The following is an 18,213-nucleotide window of genomic DNA, read 5'->3' as shown; positions in this document are numbered from 1 at the left end:
GAACTAGATTGGCAGATACTACGATCATTCAATTCAAGGACGTCACGAAACGTTATGACGATCAGACCGTTCTTGATCAAGTCAGCTTTGAAATCGAACGCGGAAAGTTCTATACGTTACTCGGACCATCGGGTTGCGGGAAAACGACGATCTTACGACTTATCGCCGGTTTTTCGGAAGCGACAGAGGGAGACATTATCTTTGACGGGAAACGGATCAATGATGTGCCGGCGAACAAACGTCAAGTTAATACCGTTTTCCAAGATTACGCACTGTTCCCACACTTAAACGTCTTCGAAAACATTGCTTTTGGTCTTCGGATCAAGAAGGTGAAGGAAGCGGAAATCGCACAACGTGTGACCGATGCATTGAAGTTCGTCAACTTGTCCGGTTATGAGAAACGGGAAATCACCGAGATGTCGGGTGGACAACGGCAGCGTGTCGCGATTGCCCGGGCAATCGTCAATGAACCGGAAGTCATCTTGCTCGATGAGCCGCTCTCAGCACTCGACTTGAAATTGCGGACAGAGATGCAATATGAGCTCCGCGACTTACAACGTCGTCTTGGGATCACGTTCATCTTCGTCACACACGACCAAGAAGAGGCACTCGCGATGTCAGATGAAATCTTCGTTCTCAATCACGGCGTCATTCAACAATCGGGAACGCCGACAGATATTTATGATGAACCGATCAACCGCTTCGTCGCGGACTTCATCGGCGAGTCGAATATCATTCCTGGACGTATGATCGAAGATTATCGAGTTTGGTTCGCAGAAAAAGAATTCGAATGTGTTGACCGCGGTCTTGAGCTGAACGAACCGGTCGAAATCGTCATTCGTCCCGAGGATCTTGAAATTACGAACGTGACACAAGGAAAACTAAAGGTTACGGTCGACTCACAGTTGTTCCGTGGGGTGCACTATGAGATCGCCTGTATGGATGAAGTCGGAAACGAATGGCTCGTCCACAGTACGAAAAAAGCGACGGTTGGTGAACAAATCGGTCTGACGTTTGATCCGGAAGCGATTCACGTCATGCGATTGAACGAGACGGAAGAAGAATTTGATAAGCGTCTGGAATCCTACGACGGGGTGTTATGATGCAGAAATCACGTAACTGGTATCTCATCCCGTATCTATTCTGGATCGCCTTATTCGTCATCGCACCAATTGTGCTCGTCGTCTATTATTCGTTCCTTGATCTTGATGGCAATTTCTCATTTGAGAACTACCGGAACTTCTTCACATCGACGTATCTAACGATGACGCTTAGTTCGTTCTGGTATGCCTTTTTGATCACCTTGTTTTCACTCTTGATCGGTTATCCGACGGCTTATTTGCTGACGAAGACGAAACATAAACAACTTTGGCTGTTGCTCGTCATCTTGCCGACGTGGATCAACTTATTGTTGAAAACCTACGCCTTCATCGGATTATTCAGTACGTATGGTCTCGCAAATCAAACGCTTGAAGCGATCGGAATCGGACGGAAGCAAATCTTGTTTACCGATTTCAGTTTTGTCTTCGTCTCGGTTTACATTTTCATTCCGTTCATGATCCTACCGATCTTTAACGCGATAGAAAAACTGAGTCCATCGCTCGTCTTCGCGGCACGTGATCTCGGAGCTTCAAATTTCACGACATTCCGTCGTGTCGTCTTTCCGTTGACACTTGACGGTGTGAAATCAGGCTGTCAGCTTGTCTTCATTCCGGCATTGTCACTGTTCATGATCACGCGTTTGATTGCCGGGAACCGCGTCATTACGCTCGGTACGGCGATTGAACAGCAATTCCTCGTGACACAGAACTGGGGCATGGGCGCTACGATTGCCGTCTTCCTCATCATCGCGATGGCAATCATCCTTGCCTTGACAAGTACGAAACGGAAGAAAGGAGCGACGACTTGATGAAACGTCTGAAACTAGCAAATCTTTATTTGATCGGTGTCTTCATCATTTTGTATGCTCCGATTTTCTATCTCGCGTTCTATTCGTTCAACAGCGCTGATAACATGACGAACTTCGATTCGTTCACGTGGGATTGGTACAAGGAAGTCTTCCAAGATTCACGCTTGTTGATCATCGTCTTGAACACACTCGTCATCGCGTTGTTGTCAGCTGCAATCTCGACGATTCTCGGAGTATTCGGAGCGATCGGGATCCAGGCGGTCCGCAAGAAACGTGTCGAGACGTCGTTGTTGACGCTCAACAGTATCTTGATCGTCAGCCCCGATGTCATCATCGGAGCATCGTTTTTGATCTTCTTTACGATGCTTGGAATCCAGCTTGGCTTTACGTCAGTCTTACTCTCTCATATCGCATTTTCGGTACCGATCGTCGTCATTCTCGTCTTGCCGAAATTACAGGAGATGAGTCCAACGCTCGTCGATGCGGCGCGTGACTTAGGCGCGAGTCGCTGGGATGTCTTAACGAAGGTCGTCCTGCCGTACATCACACCCGGTATCTTTGCTGGATTCTTTACGGCATTGACGTATTCACTTGACGATTTTGCGGTGACATTCTTCGTGACAGGAAACGGCTTTACGACGTTATCTGTCGAAATCTACTCACTTGCCCGCCAAGGGATTTCAATGAAGATCAATGCGTTATCGACCGTCATCTTCTTGTTTACATTCTTGCTCGTCATCGGCTACTACTTCTTGAACCAACGAGCTGCTACGAAGCTTTCGCGACCGGAGGTGAAATGACCGTTGAAAAAATTGATTCAATTATTCGTCGCGATTTTCTTGATCTCGGGTGTCATCCTCTTCACCTTGAATCAGTTAAACGAGACACAAGGGTATTCAGGTAAGAATGTCCTGAACATTTATAACTGGGGCGATTATATCGACCCGGCACTGATCAAACAGTTTGAAAAAGAGAGTGGCATCAAGGTCGTCTATCAGACATTCGACTCGAACGAAGCGATGTTGACGAAAATCGAACAGGGAGGAACGACGTACGATATCGCCGTTCCATCCGACTATGCGATCGCAAAGATGATCGATGAGAAGCTCGTCCTGCCGATTGATCATCAAAAAATCCCGAATCTCAAAAATATCGATTCACGTTTCTTGGATCTATCTTTTGATCCGAAAAATAAATATTCGATTCCGTATTTCTGGGGAACGGTCGGTATCGTCTACAACAAAGACTTGATCGGAAAAAAACCGACGAGCTGGAAGGATCTATGGGATCCGAAGCTGAAGAACCAGATTCTACTTGCCGATGGTGCGCGTGAAGTAATAGGTATGAGTTTGAACAGTCTCGGTTATTCCTTGAATGAGACGGATGAGTCGAAGCTACAGGAAGCAAAAGCGAACCTGATGCGTTTGACGCCAAATGTCAAAGCGATCGTCGGGGACGAAATCAAGTTATTGCTTGCGAACGAAGAAGCAGGACTTGGTGTCGTCTGGTCTGGAGATGCGAACGAGATCATGAGTGAAAACGACAAACTTGACTACGTCATTCCAAAAGAAGGCTCGAACGTCTGGTTCGATAATATCGTCATTCCAAAGACAGCTAAAAACGTCAAGGGAGCACATCAGTTCATCAACTTCATGTTACGCCCAGATATTTCAGCGAAAAATGCGGACTACGTCGGTTATTCGACACCGAACAAAGAAGGCTTAAAGTTACTCGACAAATCGGTTCGGACGGATAAACGATTCTATCCTGATAAACAAGTCACGGATACGCTTGAAGTCTATGAGAACCTCGGGAAGAAGATGCTCGCGCATTATAATGAGTTGTTCTTAGAGTTTAAGATGCATAAGAAATGAGGAAAAACCTAGTGCTAGGGGGCACTAGGTTCTTTTTTATTTCTCTTCATAAAAATAAATATAAGTTCCCAAAAAAAAACTGTAAAAACTGAATAATTTTTTGAAATAGGGGAATCAGTTTATTATCAACGCCTTTTTACAGGCACCGGGGAGGACATCATCATGAAACAAGTTCTAGGAATCATCTTAACTGCCGCTCTCACTGTCAGCATCGTGTCAGGCACTTCATATAAACAGCAACCGGTCGAGGCATCAAAACAATCAGACGTCAAATGGCTTCAAGAAATTCAAACACAAGCGAAACAAGCGCGCTCACTCGATGGAAAAGTCGTACTTGAAAAAACGACACTTGCACAAGTACATAAAGCGTACAAAGGTGAAAAGAACTCCAATTGGTGTCAAAGTGGAAATGGTCTTGCTTCAGCAGATCGCTCCCTTCATTACTGTTCAACGTATGGCGTGAAGGACACAAAAGCTAAAGTTAGCGCCATCGTCTATGATCCAAAGCAAATCAAACGGACGGTGACGGTCAAAGAAGCTAAAAAAGCATATCCGACAGCGAAACTCGATAAAACATTCAACGTCATGACTGTTTCCTCGAAACAGGTCAACATTTATCTAAATTTAAATTCCGACCGTACACAAGTCATGTCAATTCTAGTAAAATATAACTAACGAAAAAGGATGACCGATTCGGCCATCCTTTTTATTTAATCGTTTTATAGAGTGGTACGAGATGCGAATAGGTATTTCGAATCATTTCGAGTAATTCTTCGCGTGACAGTTGATGAACTTGTTCTGCCGGAATATGGCGACCGACAAGGAACTCTGCTTTTTTGACGTCGTGGAAACGTTGTAAACCTTTTTGAAGATCCGTCGCGTGAACAGGAACCGCGTCTTTTTTCATATGGTCATAAGAAACAACGAAATCATCCGGAAGAGTCGTCAGCAGTTCCGTATGCTGTAACAGTTTTGATGCATATTGTTGTTTGTTCGGTAACTCATAAATATAAGCGAGCCAAATAAACAAGTGATCATCAAATAGACCGATTTGAAAGTGCGGATGTTTTTTATATCCACGTTTATCGGGTGAGAATGCCATCCATGTATCTTTCGGAGGATTGACCTTCCGCCGAGCATGTTGAGCGATGTGGACATGGACATCTTCTGCTGTTGCGACCGTCAAGTCAGGTGCGACTTCTTGACCGATGTCGCGGAAGACAGGCTGAATCCGTTCACGAATCGCCTTCATTCGGGGTTCTAATCCATCAATCTGAAATGTATCAAATGCATGTTGCGTGAATGTGTTTGTCATGAAAAATATCACCTCACATTAATTGTATCAAAGGATACTATCGAAGTTCGACATTTTGCTTGAAAAGTAGAATAATGGACATGTCGATTTCCAGTAATATACAACTACATACTTAAGAGGAAGGGGAATGTTTTGTGCGTCGTTTTCAACAATATCTCCTCCGAAGCTGGGTCGTTTTTTTCGTAATCGTCATTGGCATCGATCTTTTTGCGAAGTCAAAGGATTATAATCTCAGCATCGATTTGTTTACGTTCTTATTGATTGCCGTCTTGTCGACGATTTTCGTCATCGATCCTGTCCGCCGTCGTCATATGAGTTTTACCTTTCATTTTGGATTTGTTCTCTTTACGTTTTTATCATACGGTTTGTTATCAGCGATTTTCGTCGGTCAACTGACGATGCTCATCTATCAGTTGCGGACGATCCATACGCCGATTGGACGTCGTCGGATGTTGCACAACTATCCGTTCAATGTCGCGCTCGAGTTGTTTCTGATCGTGCCAGCAGGTCTTGCCTATAATGCCCTAGGTGGAACACACGGAGACGCATTCCTGTTGACAGAAAACATCGTTCCGTTACTAGCGATGGTCGCGATCCTTTGGATCGTACTCTTGTTACAATACCAGTTATCTCGATTTCTTCTCGGAGAAAACATTCCGAGTGACGTCATGTTCCAGCTCTTACGTTTTGAAGCAGTCGTCATCACGGCAGAACTGTTATATGGGATCTTCAGTACACTCGTTGTCCAAGGGAATGGGAATAGTGGACTCGTCATGGCAGCATTTGCATTGTTCATCATCAAACGAGCACTCGGGAGTTCGGTCGAAGCGTCTGATCGTATCGAACATTGGGAGCAGATCGAGCGATTGAAAGAAGCAGCTTGGAAGGACGGCGATGCACAGTTCATCATCGAGCGATATCTGCGACAGCTCAATCAATTCGTCAAACCGGATATCGCTTGGATTAAGTTTGATTTTGAAGAAGGCAAGCAGACTGTCTACTATTCGTTGAAGGATGGACGAAAGTTAAAAGCAGATCATGTCGAAGGACGAATCATTGAAGATATCATCGAAAAAGAAGAAGTCCTTCTTTACGGCATGCAACAGGAATGGGATATTCGTCTGTACGATTGTCTGCCAGAAGAAACACAATCTGTCCTCTTCATCCAACCGGAGGCGACGGAGACGATTAACTGCTCCTTATTCCTTGCGTCCCATGCGAGTGGAGAGTTCACGAAGGATTTCGGATACGAGTTATACCGCGCTTTACGTGTTCTATCATGGGCCGTTGAACGAGCGCACGAGCGAGAGCGGTTATTGACGGATAGTCGAACAGATGCGATGACAAAATTGCCAAACTATCGTGCGCTACAAGAGTGGGGCGATCGTCGTATTAAACAACGCGATCTGTATCCGTTCTCTGCATTGATGATTGATTTGGATCACTTTAAACAAATCAATGATACGTATGGTCATGAAGTCGGAGATGTCGTTTTATTTGAAGTCGCGAAGTTATTGATGCAAGCAACACGTATCACGGATCTCGTTGCGCGTTACGGGGGAGAGGAATTCGTCATCTTGCTACCAAATACGGATCTTGATTCCGCACAAATCGTTGCAGAACGGATTCGTGAGACGTTACATGCGCATCCTATTTTAGTTGAAGGTCACACCCTTCAGATCACAGCAAGTATCGGAATCGATACGTTAAAGGAACTTGGGGATCTCGCGAGTCTGATTCGAAATGCGGACCGGGCGATGTACGTCGGTGCCAAGTTCCAAGGACGCGATCGTGTCGCATCGTATCAGGAGTGGAAAGAGAAGGTCATTTAAAGAAGCGAATAGAAGGTGGCGGATGCGTCACCTTCTTTTTTGATGTAAAAAATCCTTCCAGTTCAAATGAACGAGAAGGATTGAAGAAGGTATAAGTTCATTGGGCTTGTTGTTTACTAAGGCGAATCTCGTTTTCGATCGCATGGATCGCGGCTGACCAAGACCCATAGCGATGAAGTAGGGCTTTCGTCGATGGTTTGTTGTTTCGCTTTGCCCATTCTCGATATGCTTCAAAGGAGAGGGAGAAGCCAACTTCTTCGATTGCTTGACGCAGGGAAGCAGCAAGTTCAGCTTTTGAATAGGTGACACTTGCTTCAAGTCCTGCTGCGGTACAGGCGTCATGCCATGAACCGAACATCTTGACGATATGATAGTGACTCGGGGCATGATGGACGGATTTACGCCACATTTGATACTTTTTGAGCGTGATCGTCGAGCCGACGTCTTGTGCATACCGTTCGAATGACTTTAAGATCTCGTCTTTCGTGTATTTAGGTGCACGCTCGAGTTCCTCCGGCTGTTGATCGACATTCCACTCGTATCCAGCAGCAGATAAGGCTTCTGGCCATGAACCGAATTGACGAATGATGTTTTCTGGCTGAGGCCAGTCATTCACGAGAGCATAACGGCGATAGACAGTGCGGCGTGGACGATCCTGGATGAGTTCACCGACCGCGCGGATGGCTTCAATCATCTCAAGTTGCTCTTCTGTATAACTCTGTTGACTCGTAAGTACACGTTGCTTCATGAGTGAGTCCTCCTTCCTAGTTCGATGTAATATTGAGGCAAAAGTCCTCTGTATTAGATATATCGGTACATTTCCATTAATTATGAATAATTCCCGCAAAATATTGTAAATAAAGTGAATCGGATTCTTTGCTTAGTATAAATGGAAGTCATGGAAATGAAAACAGAATGACACGAAATTTTAATTCTATTCAGAAAAATAGGACAAACGGCTCATATGGAAAAAAAGACCAGACACGCTCGTCAGCGAATCTGGTCTTCGGATATAACTTATTTTCCTTCAATGGAAGCCCATTTGTACGAAGTATCCGCACCAACTTTGTGGTTGACGACTCCTTTGACATACGGTTTACGTAGGAAGGATGCTCCACGTTGGTACATGACTGAGATGGCTTGATCATCCTCAAGGAGTGTTTTCTCAGCATCTTTCAGTGACTGCCAACGTTTTGCTGCATCGACTTCTTTTTGAGCCGATTTGATGAGTGAATCATACTTATCGCTTGTGTACTTACCACGGTTGTATGGTCCACCTGTTACCCACATATCGAGGAACGTCATCGGATCCTGATAGTCAGGTCCCCATCCTGCGAATGACAGTTCGAACTCACCTTTTGATTCAAGATCCAATTTGTTCTTGAACGGTTGTTGTTTGATCGTGACTTCAAGACCTGGAAGGTTTTTCTCCCACTCGCCTTTGAGGTACTCAGAGATTTTCTTCGAGTTGTCATCATCGTACGAAAGAAGCTCGAGTTTCACCGATTTCTTACCGACTTCTTTGAGACCTTTTTCGAACGATGCTTTGGCTGAAGAAGCGTCGTATGAACCGAAGCCTTCGTTGCCGTCACGGAAGTCTTTACCGTCTGGACCTTTTGCGAAGTCTTTTGGTACATAGTAGTACGCAGGGATCGAACCGTTGTTCAAGAGGACTTTCGCCATCTGCGCTTTATCGTATCCCGAATCGATCGCTTTACGGATATCCTTGTTTTTCAAGAGTTCATTCTTGAAGTTCATTTGGATGTAGTACATTGACGCATCAAGACGCGTATCGAACTCTTTGCTATCTTTGTACTGATCAACGAACTCACTCGTCAGACCGACTTGGTCGACATCACCTTTTTCGTAAAGGTTGACGCTCGTTGAGACTTCCTTAACGATCTTGAAGTTGATGTCATCGAGCTTGACGTTGTCTTTATCCCAGTACTGGTCGTTCTTCTTAAAGCTCCAGCCGACTTCCGTCTTCCAATCCGAGAGGGTGAATGGTCCGTTGTAGAGGAATGTATCCGGCTTCGTCGCAAAGTTTTTCCCTTGTTTTTCGACGAATTCTTGCTTGAGCGGCATGAATGAACCAAAACCAGTCAATGATTTGAAGTATTCAGCCGGTTGCGTCAACTTGACTTCGAGTGTTTTGTCGTCGACCGCTTTAACTGCAACGTCATCTGCTTTCCCTTTACCCGTGTTGTACGCTTCCGCACCGTCGATGATATACATGATATACGCATATTGCGAACCGCTCTTCGGATCGAGGACGCGTTTCCACGCATATTCGAAGTCTTTTGCTGTGACATCGCTGCCATCCGACCATTTTGAATCACGAAGTTTGAACGTGTATGTAAGTCCATCTTCCGAAACATCTACACTCTCAGCAACACCTGGTGTTGCTTCTTGTTTGTCGTCAAGACGGAACAGACCTTCTTGAACGTTGTTCAATACCGTGAAGGATACAGAGTCCGTTGCGACTGTCGGGCTAAGAGCCGGAATGTCTGAACCGCTCGTTAAGTTCAAGACTTGTTTGTCTGAAGTTTTGTCGCCTGACGTCGAGCCGCCTTCTTTTTTACCTTCATCTGTCGTCGAACATGCCGCAAGACTTGATCCAGCGATTGTCAGTGCTCCGACGAGTGCGAGTGCCTTTTTCTTCTTCATAAAGTAAATCCCTCCCAAAAGAAATAGATATATATGGTGAAACGAAAAGAACCGATAGGATAGCGATCCGGTGTCCGACTAAAAATAAGAGGGGTCATCGCCTTTTATTCTTAAGCTATGGAAAGCACCGGATCAACTTGTTATCAATAATAAATACAATATTCAGAAAAATCAATAGAATATTTTCAGATTATTTCAAAATCATTAAATTTGTGTGTGATACCAACGTTTTCTTACATGAAATTATTTTTATGTAAGGATAAAATTAGGAATATTAATAATCTGCACATACAAAAAGAACCAGTTGAATGATTCAACTGGTTCTTCGAATTATTTCTGTTCTTGTACGTATTGAAGTGCTTCTGCGACGTGATCTTTTACTTTCACACTACGCCATTCCTTGACGATTTCACCGGATTCATCGATTAAGAAAGTCGAGCGTACGATTCCATAATATTCCTTACCGTAGTTCTTCTTTAATTGCCAGACGCCATATTGTTCACAGACTTCGTGATCGACATCTGATAACAATTGAAACGGTAATTCGTATTTCGCGATAAAGTTCTGATGACGCTTCTGGCTATCGGCGGAGACGCCGAGAATGACGGTGTTGTTCTCTTCAAAAGCTTGCGTCGCATCTCGGAAATCACATGCCTCGGTCGTACAACCCGGCGTTGAATCCTTTGGATAGAAATAAAGTACGACTTTTTTTCCGCGATAATCCTCAAGGGAGATTGGTTCTCCTTGTGCATTTGGAAGGGTGAATGTTGGTGCTTGCATGAAAAACTCCTCCTTATCCTAATTCCATGTTTAATTGATCCGCATATTTTTCAAGCTTCTTTTGAAGGCTTTCTTTTAACGGATCGAGTGCGATCAAGTACTTCTCATAATCCGTACCGGCTTTCGCTGTCTTCATGAGGAGAGGCTGTTCTTCCTCATACCAATCCGCATAGTCTTGATAGTAATCAACAAGCGTCTCAGGGTTTCCTTCATTCTTCAGCGCCTCACCGTAAATCATCAGAATGTTACTGTTCATCTCAAGCGCCATATAATCCGTTTGCGCATTGACGCGAGAGAAGACGGCATCCTGTTCTTTTTCATCCGTTTTCCCGATTTCGTCTGCTGCTTTCGCATTGACACCATACTCATCGGCGTTAAACCCAGTGAACAGATCACCAAGCGTCGAGAAGACGGCCGGGTCGAACGTCGTCGGTGTCAGGACGATCTTCCACTCATCGTCTTTCTTCAATAACAGCTTCGATCCGCGGTTCGGGAGAATTGCTCCCTTCGCATCCTTGAATTCATGGATGATATAAGCGACGTCGCCCTTTTGGAACGACTTGACGATTTTACCAGGAATGACGTTCAAGTTCTTCGCACCAACGGCGAGGGGTTCAAGTTGTTTTGCATCACCTGTATATTCAATCGATGCGAGGTCTTTCGCATCTGCTCGTCCCGATTGACCGAGCGTTTTTTCATAGGTTTGATAGATATCGAGAACGGCTTGTTCAGCCTTCTGTTGTTTCGTTTCCGTCGTCTTCGGGGATTTGGTATTTGTAGAAGACGGGGAATCGTTTCCGCAACCGACGAGTACGAGACTGGTCGCAAGCAGCACTACGAGCGATCGTTTCATTCGAATTCCTCCTAGATGGGTGTTCCTTGATGATTTCATAGCTAATCTTGTCTCTACCATACAGGAAATTCGCTTTTTTGAGTAGGATATCGGTACACTAAACGAAAGGGGAGTGATAGATATGAAAATTCATATTACAGACGAGGCATTGCAATACTTTAAAAATGAGATGGAAGCACAATCGGGCGATACGATTCGCTTTTTCGCAAAATATGGTGGATCAACGGATTTAACGCAAGGTTTCTCCGTCGGCGTTCATATGGAAGAAGTCGAACGGGCAGCGGTCGAGGAAGTCGTCGACGGTATTCATTTCGTCGTATCTGACCAAGATGACTGGTTATTCCAAGGACAAGACGTCAAAGTCTCGATCGAAAACGAAGAGATTGTTTTTTCACAAGCGAAGGAATGATAGAGGAACGAGGAGAGACCGAATCGGTCGCTCCTTTATTTTTTTGACTAGAATAATTGTAAGCGGACTCATGCTTCTGTACAATGGAGAATGTAAGCGATTTAAAGTAGAGATTAAAGGGGGAATAGAGATGATTCCGTACAAACACGAACCATTCACGGACTTCTCACAAGAAGCAAACAAGAAAGCGTTCGAAGAGGCACTTGCACTCGTCACGCAAGAACTCGGCAAAGATTATCCGCTCGTCATCGGTGGAAAACATGTGACGACGGAAGATAAAATCGTCTCCGTCAATCCGGCCAACAAAGAAGAGATCGTCGGACGTGTCTCAAAAGCGACACAGGAACATGCAGAAGAAGCGATGCAAGCAGCAGTCACAGCCTTCGAAACATGGAAATTCGTCAATCCGTCTGTACGTGCGGACGTCCTATTCAAAGCAGCGAACATCATCCGTAAGCGGAAGCATGAGTTCTCTGCCTACCTCGTCAAAGAAGCAGGGAAGCCTTGGAATGAAGCGGATGCGGATACAGCAGAAGCAATCGACTTCCTCGAATACTACGCACGCCAGATGCTCGTCTTAAAAGACGGTAAGAAAGTCGAGAGTCGTCCAGGCGAATACAACCGTTACGATTACATTCCACTCGGTGTCGGTGTCATCATCTCACCATGGAACTTCCCACTCGCGATCATGGCTGGAACAGCCGTCGCAGCAATCGTGGCAGGGAACCCGATCCTCTTGAAACCAGCATCGACGACACCGGTCGTCGCAGCGAAATTCGTTGAAGTGATGGAGCAAGCTGGTCTTCCGGCAGGCGTCTTGAACTTCGTACCCGGTTCAGGAGCAGAAGTCGGCGACTACCTCGTCGATCACCCAAAAACACGTTTCATCAGCTTCACGGGATCACGTGATGTCGGTCTTCGCATCAATGAGCGGGCATCAAAACTGAACGAAGGTCAAATCTGGCTCAAACGTGTCATCGCGGAAATGGGCGGAAAAGATACGATGGTCATCGATGAGTCGGCTGACCTCGATTACGCAGCGGACATGATCACGAAAGCGGCATTCGGATTCTCAGGTCAAAAATGTTCAGCTTGTTCACGTGTCGTCGCACTCGACTCTGTCTATGACGAGTTGCTCGAAAAAGTCGTCGCGAACACAAACAAACTCAGCATCGGTAACCCGACGGATGTCTCAAACAATGTCGGACCAGTCATCGATGCAGCAGCCTTCAAGAAAATCACGTCGTACTTCGACGTCGCAAAAGAAGAAGGACGCATCGTCGCAGGTGGTACGGCTGACGATTCAACAGGATTCTTCGTCTCACCGACAGTCGTCGCGGACGTTCAACCAACGGATCGTTTGATGCAAGAAGAAATCTTTGGACCAGTCGTCGCCTTCACGAAAGCGAAAGATTTCAAAGAAGCAATCGATATCGCAAACAACACGGAATACGGATTGACAGGTGCTGTCATCACGCAAGACCGGACGAATCAAGAGTACGCACGTGCGAACTTCCACGTCGGTAACCTCTACTTCAACCGGGGTTGCACAGGCGCAATCGTTGGCTACCAACCATTTGGTGGGTTCAACATGTCAGGTACGGATTCGAAAGCGGGCGGACCGGATTACTTGACTTTACATCTTCAAGCAAAAACTACTTCAGAAATGTTCTGAAATGGTGTTTAATAGATGAAACGGGTGTGCGACCTGCACACCCGTTTTTCTTATATCACGGAAAAAGGAGGAGCAAGGATGAACGGAATGTGGTTCGCGATTTTGCTATATCTCGGCCTGATGGTCGCACTTGGCGTCATTGCGTATTATCGGACGAAGAACATGAATGACTATATGCTTGGAGGACGTACGATCGGTCCCGTCGTCACGGCGCTCTCTGCAGGAGCAAGTGACATGAGTGGGTGGCTGTTGATGGGTTTACCGGGTGCGATGTATGCAACTGGTCTGTCCAGTGGATGGATTGTCGTCGGATTATTACTTGGCGCCTATGCCAACTGGTTACTCGTCGCGCCTCGTCTGCGTGCGTATACGGCACATGCAGGGGATGCAATCACGATTCCCGATTACTTTGAAAAACGATTCCACGATAAAAGTGGTGTTTTGCGTACCGTTTCAGCTGGAGTTATTTTAATATTCTTTATAATGTACGCATCAAGTGGTTTTGTCGCAGGTGGTCGTTTATTCGAAGCTGTCTTTGGTCTTGAATATACAACAGGTCTTTGGATTCTCGCAGGCGTCGTCATTGCGTATGTCTTCCTCGGTGGTTTCCTTGCCGTCAGTTGGACGGACGTCGTGCAAGGGATGATCATGGTCATCGCATTGCTGATCGTACCAGCTGTCGCGCTGACTTTAAGTGGTGGGATTAATGATACACTGGAGACGATCCGGTCGACAGGCGGCTCGAAACTGGAACTGTTCAAAGGGACGACGACGATCGGTATCATCTCGCTTCTCGCGTGGGGACTCGGCTATTTTGGACAGCCGCATATCATCGTTCGTTTCATGGCGATTCGTAACTTACATGAGATGAAGTCGGCGCGTCGTGTCGGGATGATTTGGATGACGTTCTCGATCGTTGGTGCAATGGTGACGGGCTTGATCGGATATGCCTATTACACGCAACAAAGTGCGGGATTAAAAAATCCAGAGAATGTCTTCATTCAATTATCACGTGACCTTTTCCCAGGGTTCATTACAGGGTTGTTGCTTGCAGCCTTACTTGCTGCGATCATGTCGACGATTTCGACGCAGCTGCTCGTTTCTTCAAGTGCGGCAACGAATGATTTCTATCACCGTTTCTTTAAACGTGATGCTTCAGACCGTGAATTGATGTTGATGGGGCGTGCTATGGTTCTTGTCGTAGCGCTTCTTGCGATTCTCTTATCATTCGGTGCGGAGAAGTCGATCTTAACACTCGTCGGATACGCGTGGGCTGGTTTTGGTTCAGCGTTCGGTCCGGTCGTGCTGTTCAGCTTACTGTGGCGCCGGATGAACAAGACGGGAGCACTCGCTTCAATGATCACGGGATCCGTCGTTGTCATTGCTTGGATTCTCATTAACCAGAATGTTGAGGGATTACCATCGTACATTTCGGAAATGTATGAGATGATTCCAGCATTCATCGCTTCGACGATCGCGCTCGTTATCGGTAGTCTCGTGACGAAGGAACCGAGTCAAGCGATCTATGATGAGTTCGATCAAGTACAAGCGCAACTAAAAGGTGCAGAGCCTGAGCGGAAAATCGTCTAAATAACGGAAAGGGGTGTTTCCTGAGTAAAGGAGACACTCCTTTTTTTGTTTACTTGATACGTTATTATTTACCATAAACATATTTGTTGCGCTTACGCAAAATGAGCGTATAATAAAAACAAAAAAGTGAGGTGAATGAGATGGTGACACAGCCACTTACACAAGATGTACCCAAAAAACGGACATATATCGGACCGGCGTTCGTTGCTGCCGTCGCGTACCTCGATCCGGGAAACTTTGCAACGAACATGACAGCAGGTGCTCAATATGGCTATTTACTGCTCTGGGTCATCGTTGCCTCGAACTTGATGGCCGTCGTCATTCAGTTCCTATCAGCCAAACTTGGAATCGTCAGCAATCTTAGTTTAGCGGAGGTGATTCGAGAAGAGTTATCGCCGGTCTATCGCTTCTTTTACTGGGTACAAGCGGAACTCGTCGCAATGGCGACCGATCTCGCGGAGTTCGTCGGAGCCGCACTCGGATTTCATTTACTGTTTGCGATCGACTTACGTATGGCGGCGCTGTTGACGGCAGTCTTATCATTCGTCATCCTCGGATTCGAGCAAAAGGGACTTCGACATTTCGAAGCCGTCATCGCGGTGCTTGTTTTAATCATCGCTGCCGCTTTTGCAATTGAAGTGTTTGAAGTTCATCCGGTCTTTCGCGATCTATCGGCAGGATTGGTACCGGGATTTGAGGGTACGTCGAGCATCGTGCTTGCTGCCGGGATGCTCGGAGCAACCGTCATGCCACATGCGATCTATCTCCATTCCGATTTAACGAAGCGACGGATGGGACATGTTGCAAACAAAATACCGCTGTTACGAATCCAACGCTTCGATATTTGGGGAGCGATGCTGATCGCCGGAGCGGTCAACGGAGCAATGCTCGTCATCGCGGCCAGTGTATTTTACGGTACGAAATATCAAGCTGGTTCACTTGAAGCGATCTATGAGGGACTTCATGTCACGCTTGGTGGCATCGCGCCGTATCTGTTTGCAATTGCCTTACTCGTTTCAGGTCTTGCATCATCGAGTGTCGGTACGATGTCAGGTGACGCGATCATGCGCGGATTCCTCCATCTTCAATTGCCGTTGTTCGTTCGACGGACTGTGACGATGTTACCGGCGATTTTGTTGCTCTTCTCCGGTTTTGATCCGACACGAGCACTTGTCCTGAGTCAGGTCGCTTTATCGTTCGGGATTCCGTTCGCGCTAATCCCTTTGATTCGGGCGACAGCGAGTGAACGGTACATGGAGGAACATCGAAACAGTCATTTCATGAACGCGTTGGCATGGATCATCGTCTCGATCGTCATCGTCTTCAATATCTATTTACTCTTTGATGTCTTAGTATGAATATTCAGTATTTTTGTTTCGTCTGATTTAAACCGGGTATTTCATAACTAGAAGCTTTCCGCCCGGAAGCTTTGCTACCCCTATAAGGACGATGGTGCGGACCTCCCCCCGATGCACCATCGTCTTTTTTGTCTGGACAAAAAGTGCTATGATTAGAAATAGTGTAAAATATATCGCAAAAGTTCCGGAGGTGGAATGACATGGCAAAGATTAATGAGGAGCAAGTCCGCCACGTGGCGCATTTGGCACGCCTTGCCGTGACAGATGAAGAAGTAGCACAATTCACAGGACAACTCGAGAAGATTCTTGGGTTCGCTGAACAATTAAATGAACTCGATACGACAGGCGTCGAACCGACGACTCATGTCCTCGATTTAAAGAACGTCCTACGTAAGGACGAAGTACGTCCATCACTTCCGCGTACGGAAGTAGAACGACTCGCACCCGATTGGGAAGACGGACAAGTCCGCGTCCCAGCGGTGTTCGAATAAGGAGGAAATGACCCGATGTCACTTTTTGAACATGGTGTCAAAACATTACACACACTCATTCAGGATGGCGAAGTCAAAGCTTCTGAACTCGTCAAGGAATCCTTTGATCAAATCGACCGCGTCGACGGAAAAATCGGTGCGTTTCTCTCATTGAATGAAGAAGCGTTCGAGCAAGCGAAACGAATGGATGATGTCGCGAAACACGAAGCGAACCCACTGTTTGGTCTTCCAATCGGCGTCAAGGATAACATCGTCACGAAAGGAATGACGACGACATGTGGTTCGAAATTCCTTGAGAACTTCGTACCAGCACATGATGCGACGGTCGTCGAGCGTCTGCATGAAGCAGGGGCAATCACAATCGGGAAGTTGAACATGGATGAGTTCGCAATGGGTTCTTCAAACGAGAACTCAGCGTACAAACCGGTTCGCAATCCATGGAATACAAAACACGTTCCAGGCGGTTCTTCGGGTGGTTCAGCAGCTGCTGTCGCAGCAGGCGAAGTCTTGTTCAGCCTCGGTTCGGATACAGGCGGTTCGATTCGTCAACCGGCTGCCTATTGTGGTGTCGTTGGGTTGAAACCGACATACGGTCTCGTCTCACGCTTTGGTCTCGTTGCGTTCGCGTCGTCCCTTGACCAAATTGGTCCGTTGACACGAACAGTCGAAGATAACGCGTATCTTTTGAGCGCGATCGCAGGACATTGTGAGATGGATTCGACGTCTGCGAACGTTGCAGCAACGGATTATACACAAGCGTTGACAGGTGATATCAAAGGTTTGAAGATCGCTGTTCCGAAAGAATACTTCGGCGTAGGTGTCAGTGAAGGCGTCAAAGCCAACATCCGTGAAGCGATCCAAAAACTCGAAGCACTCGGTGCAACTGTTGACGAAGTCTCACTTCCGAACTCGAAATATGCGCTTGCGACGTACTACTTACTCGCTTCATCAGAAGCATCATCGAACCTCGCACGCTTTGACGGCATTCGTTACGGTGTCCGCGCGGAGGCGGACGCACTTGAAGATGTCTTCAAGTATTCCCGTTCACAAGGATTCGGAGACGAAGTCAAACGCCGGATCATGCTCGGAACGTATGCACTCAGCTCTGGTTACTACGATGCCTACTATAAAAAAGCACAACAAGCTCGGACGTTAATCAAAAAAGATTTCGAAGATGTCCTTGCGAACTATGACGTCATCATCGGACCAACAGCACCGACACCAGCATTCGAACTCGGTGCACAGCTCGATGACCCGGTCACGATGTATGCGAATGACATCTTGACGATTCCGATTAACTTAGCAGGTGTCCCAGCGATCTCGGTTCCAGCTGGATTCGTCGACGGTCTTCCGGTCGGCTTACAAATCATTGGAAAACATTTCGATGAGGCGACGATCTATCGCGCTGCGCATGCGTTTGAGCTTGCGACAGGTGGATTCGCGCTTCCGAAGTTATAAGG

At 46.4% G+C, this 18,213-nt stretch carries 17 protein-coding genes; 12 read left to right on the top strand and 5 right to left on the bottom strand.

The features are described from left to right. Positions 1 to 8: 8 nt before the first annotated feature. The 5 genes from VJ374_RS13475 (at position 9) to VJ374_RS13455 (ending at position 4,458) form a co-directional block, all read left to right on the top strand. Complete coding sequence (locus tag VJ374_RS13475) at positions 9 to 1,103, top strand: ABC transporter ATP-binding protein (RefSeq protein ID WP_035410273.1); 1,095 nt, start codon at positions 9 to 11, stop codon at positions 1,101 to 1,103. Next, positions 1,103 to 1,909, top strand: coding sequence for an ABC transporter permease (locus tag VJ374_RS13470; RefSeq protein WP_081780411.1), 807 nt, complete (start codon positions 1,103 to 1,105; stop codon positions 1,907 to 1,909). Before VJ374_RS13475 ends, VJ374_RS13470 begins: the two co-directional genes overlap by 1 nt. After that, the gene (locus VJ374_RS13465; RefSeq protein WP_035410268.1) at positions 1,909 to 2,709 is read left to right on the top strand and encodes an ABC transporter permease; all 801 of its coding nucleotides are present in this window, start codon (positions 1,909 to 1,911) and stop codon (positions 2,707 to 2,709) included. Before VJ374_RS13470 ends, VJ374_RS13465 begins: the two co-directional genes overlap by 1 nt. 3 nt (positions 2,710 to 2,712) lie before the next feature. Further along, positions 2,713 to 3,783: an ABC transporter substrate-binding protein gene (locus tag VJ374_RS13460; RefSeq protein WP_056063175.1), complete on the top strand. Its 1,071-nt coding sequence runs from the start codon at positions 2,713 to 2,715 to the stop codon at positions 3,781 to 3,783. A 162-nt stretch (positions 3,784 to 3,945) separates the two neighbouring features. Continuing rightward, complete coding sequence (locus tag VJ374_RS13455) at positions 3,946 to 4,458, top strand: hypothetical protein (RefSeq protein WP_035410262.1); 513 nt, start codon at positions 3,946 to 3,948, stop codon at positions 4,456 to 4,458. A gap of 31 nt (positions 4,459 to 4,489) precedes the next feature. Here VJ374_RS13455 and VJ374_RS13450 read toward each other — a convergent pair whose 3' ends face one another. Beyond that, positions 4,490 to 5,098, bottom strand: a complete 609-nt coding sequence (locus VJ374_RS13450; RefSeq protein WP_035410258.1) for a YktB family protein — start codon at positions 5,096 to 5,098, stop codon at positions 4,490 to 4,492. 134 nt (positions 5,099 to 5,232) lie between these two features. On the opposite strand from VJ374_RS13450, the gene VJ374_RS13445 reads away from it, so the two are divergent. Then, positions 5,233 to 6,930: a GGDEF domain-containing protein gene (locus tag VJ374_RS13445; RefSeq protein ID WP_035410254.1), complete on the top strand. Its 1,698-nt coding sequence runs from the start codon at positions 5,233 to 5,235 to the stop codon at positions 6,928 to 6,930. 97 nt (positions 6,931 to 7,027) lie between these two features. Here the strand turns inward: VJ374_RS13445 and VJ374_RS13440 are convergent, their stop codons facing one another. The 4 genes from VJ374_RS13440 to VJ374_RS13425 all read right to left on the bottom strand — a co-directional run bounded on the left by VJ374_RS13440 (position 7,028) and on the right by VJ374_RS13425 (position 11,230). Beyond that, a complete protein-coding gene (locus VJ374_RS13440) occupies positions 7,028 to 7,678 on the bottom strand; it encodes a homing endonuclease associated repeat-containing protein (RefSeq protein WP_035410251.1) in 651 nt (216 codons plus the stop codon). Positions 7,679 to 7,947: 269 nt separating this feature from the next. Next, a complete protein-coding gene (locus tag VJ374_RS13435; protein WP_056063166.1) occupies positions 7,948 to 9,597 on the bottom strand; it encodes a peptide ABC transporter substrate-binding protein in 1,650 nt (549 codons plus the stop codon). Positions 9,598 to 9,927: 330 nt separating this feature from the next. Next, positions 9,928 to 10,377, bottom strand: a complete 450-nt coding sequence (bcp, locus tag VJ374_RS13430) for a thioredoxin-dependent thiol peroxidase (RefSeq protein WP_329469129.1) — start codon at positions 10,375 to 10,377, stop codon at positions 9,928 to 9,930. Between the two features lie 13 nt (positions 10,378 to 10,390). Next, positions 10,391 to 11,230 (bottom strand): hypothetical protein, encoded by an 840-nt coding sequence (locus tag VJ374_RS13425; RefSeq protein WP_056063160.1) that lies wholly within the window; start codon positions 11,228 to 11,230, stop codon positions 10,391 to 10,393. 121 nt (positions 11,231 to 11,351) lie between these two features. Here VJ374_RS13425 and VJ374_RS13420 point away from each other — a divergent pair, with 121 nt between their 5' ends. The 6 genes from VJ374_RS13420 to gatA all read left to right on the top strand — a co-directional run bounded on the left by VJ374_RS13420 (position 11,352) and on the right by gatA (position 18,211). Next, the gene (locus VJ374_RS13420; RefSeq protein WP_035410238.1) at positions 11,352 to 11,639 is read left to right on the top strand and encodes a HesB/YadR/YfhF family protein; all 288 of its coding nucleotides are present in this window, start codon (positions 11,352 to 11,354) and stop codon (positions 11,637 to 11,639) included. Positions 11,640 to 11,769: 130 nt separating this feature from the next. Then, positions 11,770 to 13,314, top strand: a complete 1,545-nt coding sequence (gene pruA, locus VJ374_RS13415; protein WP_029342578.1) for an L-glutamate gamma-semialdehyde dehydrogenase — start codon at positions 11,770 to 11,772, stop codon at positions 13,312 to 13,314. Positions 13,315 to 13,392: 78 nt separating this feature from the next. Further along, positions 13,393 to 14,904 (top strand): sodium/proline symporter PutP, encoded by a 1,512-nt coding sequence (gene putP, locus VJ374_RS13410; protein WP_308101946.1) that lies wholly within the window; start codon positions 13,393 to 13,395, stop codon positions 14,902 to 14,904. A 140-nt stretch (positions 14,905 to 15,044) separates the two neighbouring features. After that, positions 15,045 to 16,262, top strand: a complete 1,218-nt coding sequence (locus VJ374_RS13405; RefSeq protein WP_329469126.1) for an Nramp family divalent metal transporter — start codon at positions 15,045 to 15,047, stop codon at positions 16,260 to 16,262. 200 nt (positions 16,263 to 16,462) lie between these two features. Then, positions 16,463 to 16,753, top strand: coding sequence for an Asp-tRNA(Asn)/Glu-tRNA(Gln) amidotransferase subunit GatC (gene gatC, locus VJ374_RS13400; protein ID WP_023469336.1), 291 nt, complete (start codon positions 16,463 to 16,465; stop codon positions 16,751 to 16,753). Between the two features lie 15 nt (positions 16,754 to 16,768). Further along, positions 16,769 to 18,211: an Asp-tRNA(Asn)/Glu-tRNA(Gln) amidotransferase subunit GatA gene (gene gatA / locus VJ374_RS13395; RefSeq protein WP_329469123.1), complete on the top strand. Its 1,443-nt coding sequence runs from the start codon at positions 16,769 to 16,771 to the stop codon at positions 18,209 to 18,211. The last annotated feature ends 2 nt before the right edge of the window (positions 18,212 to 18,213 follow it).

The organism is Exiguobacterium sp. 9-2 (genome assembly GCF_036287235.1).
Lineage (GTDB): Bacteria > Bacillota > Bacilli > Exiguobacteriales > Exiguobacteriaceae > Exiguobacterium_A.
Note: the sequence above shows the minus strand (reverse complement) of the source record. Positions and strands in the feature narration are given on the sequence as shown.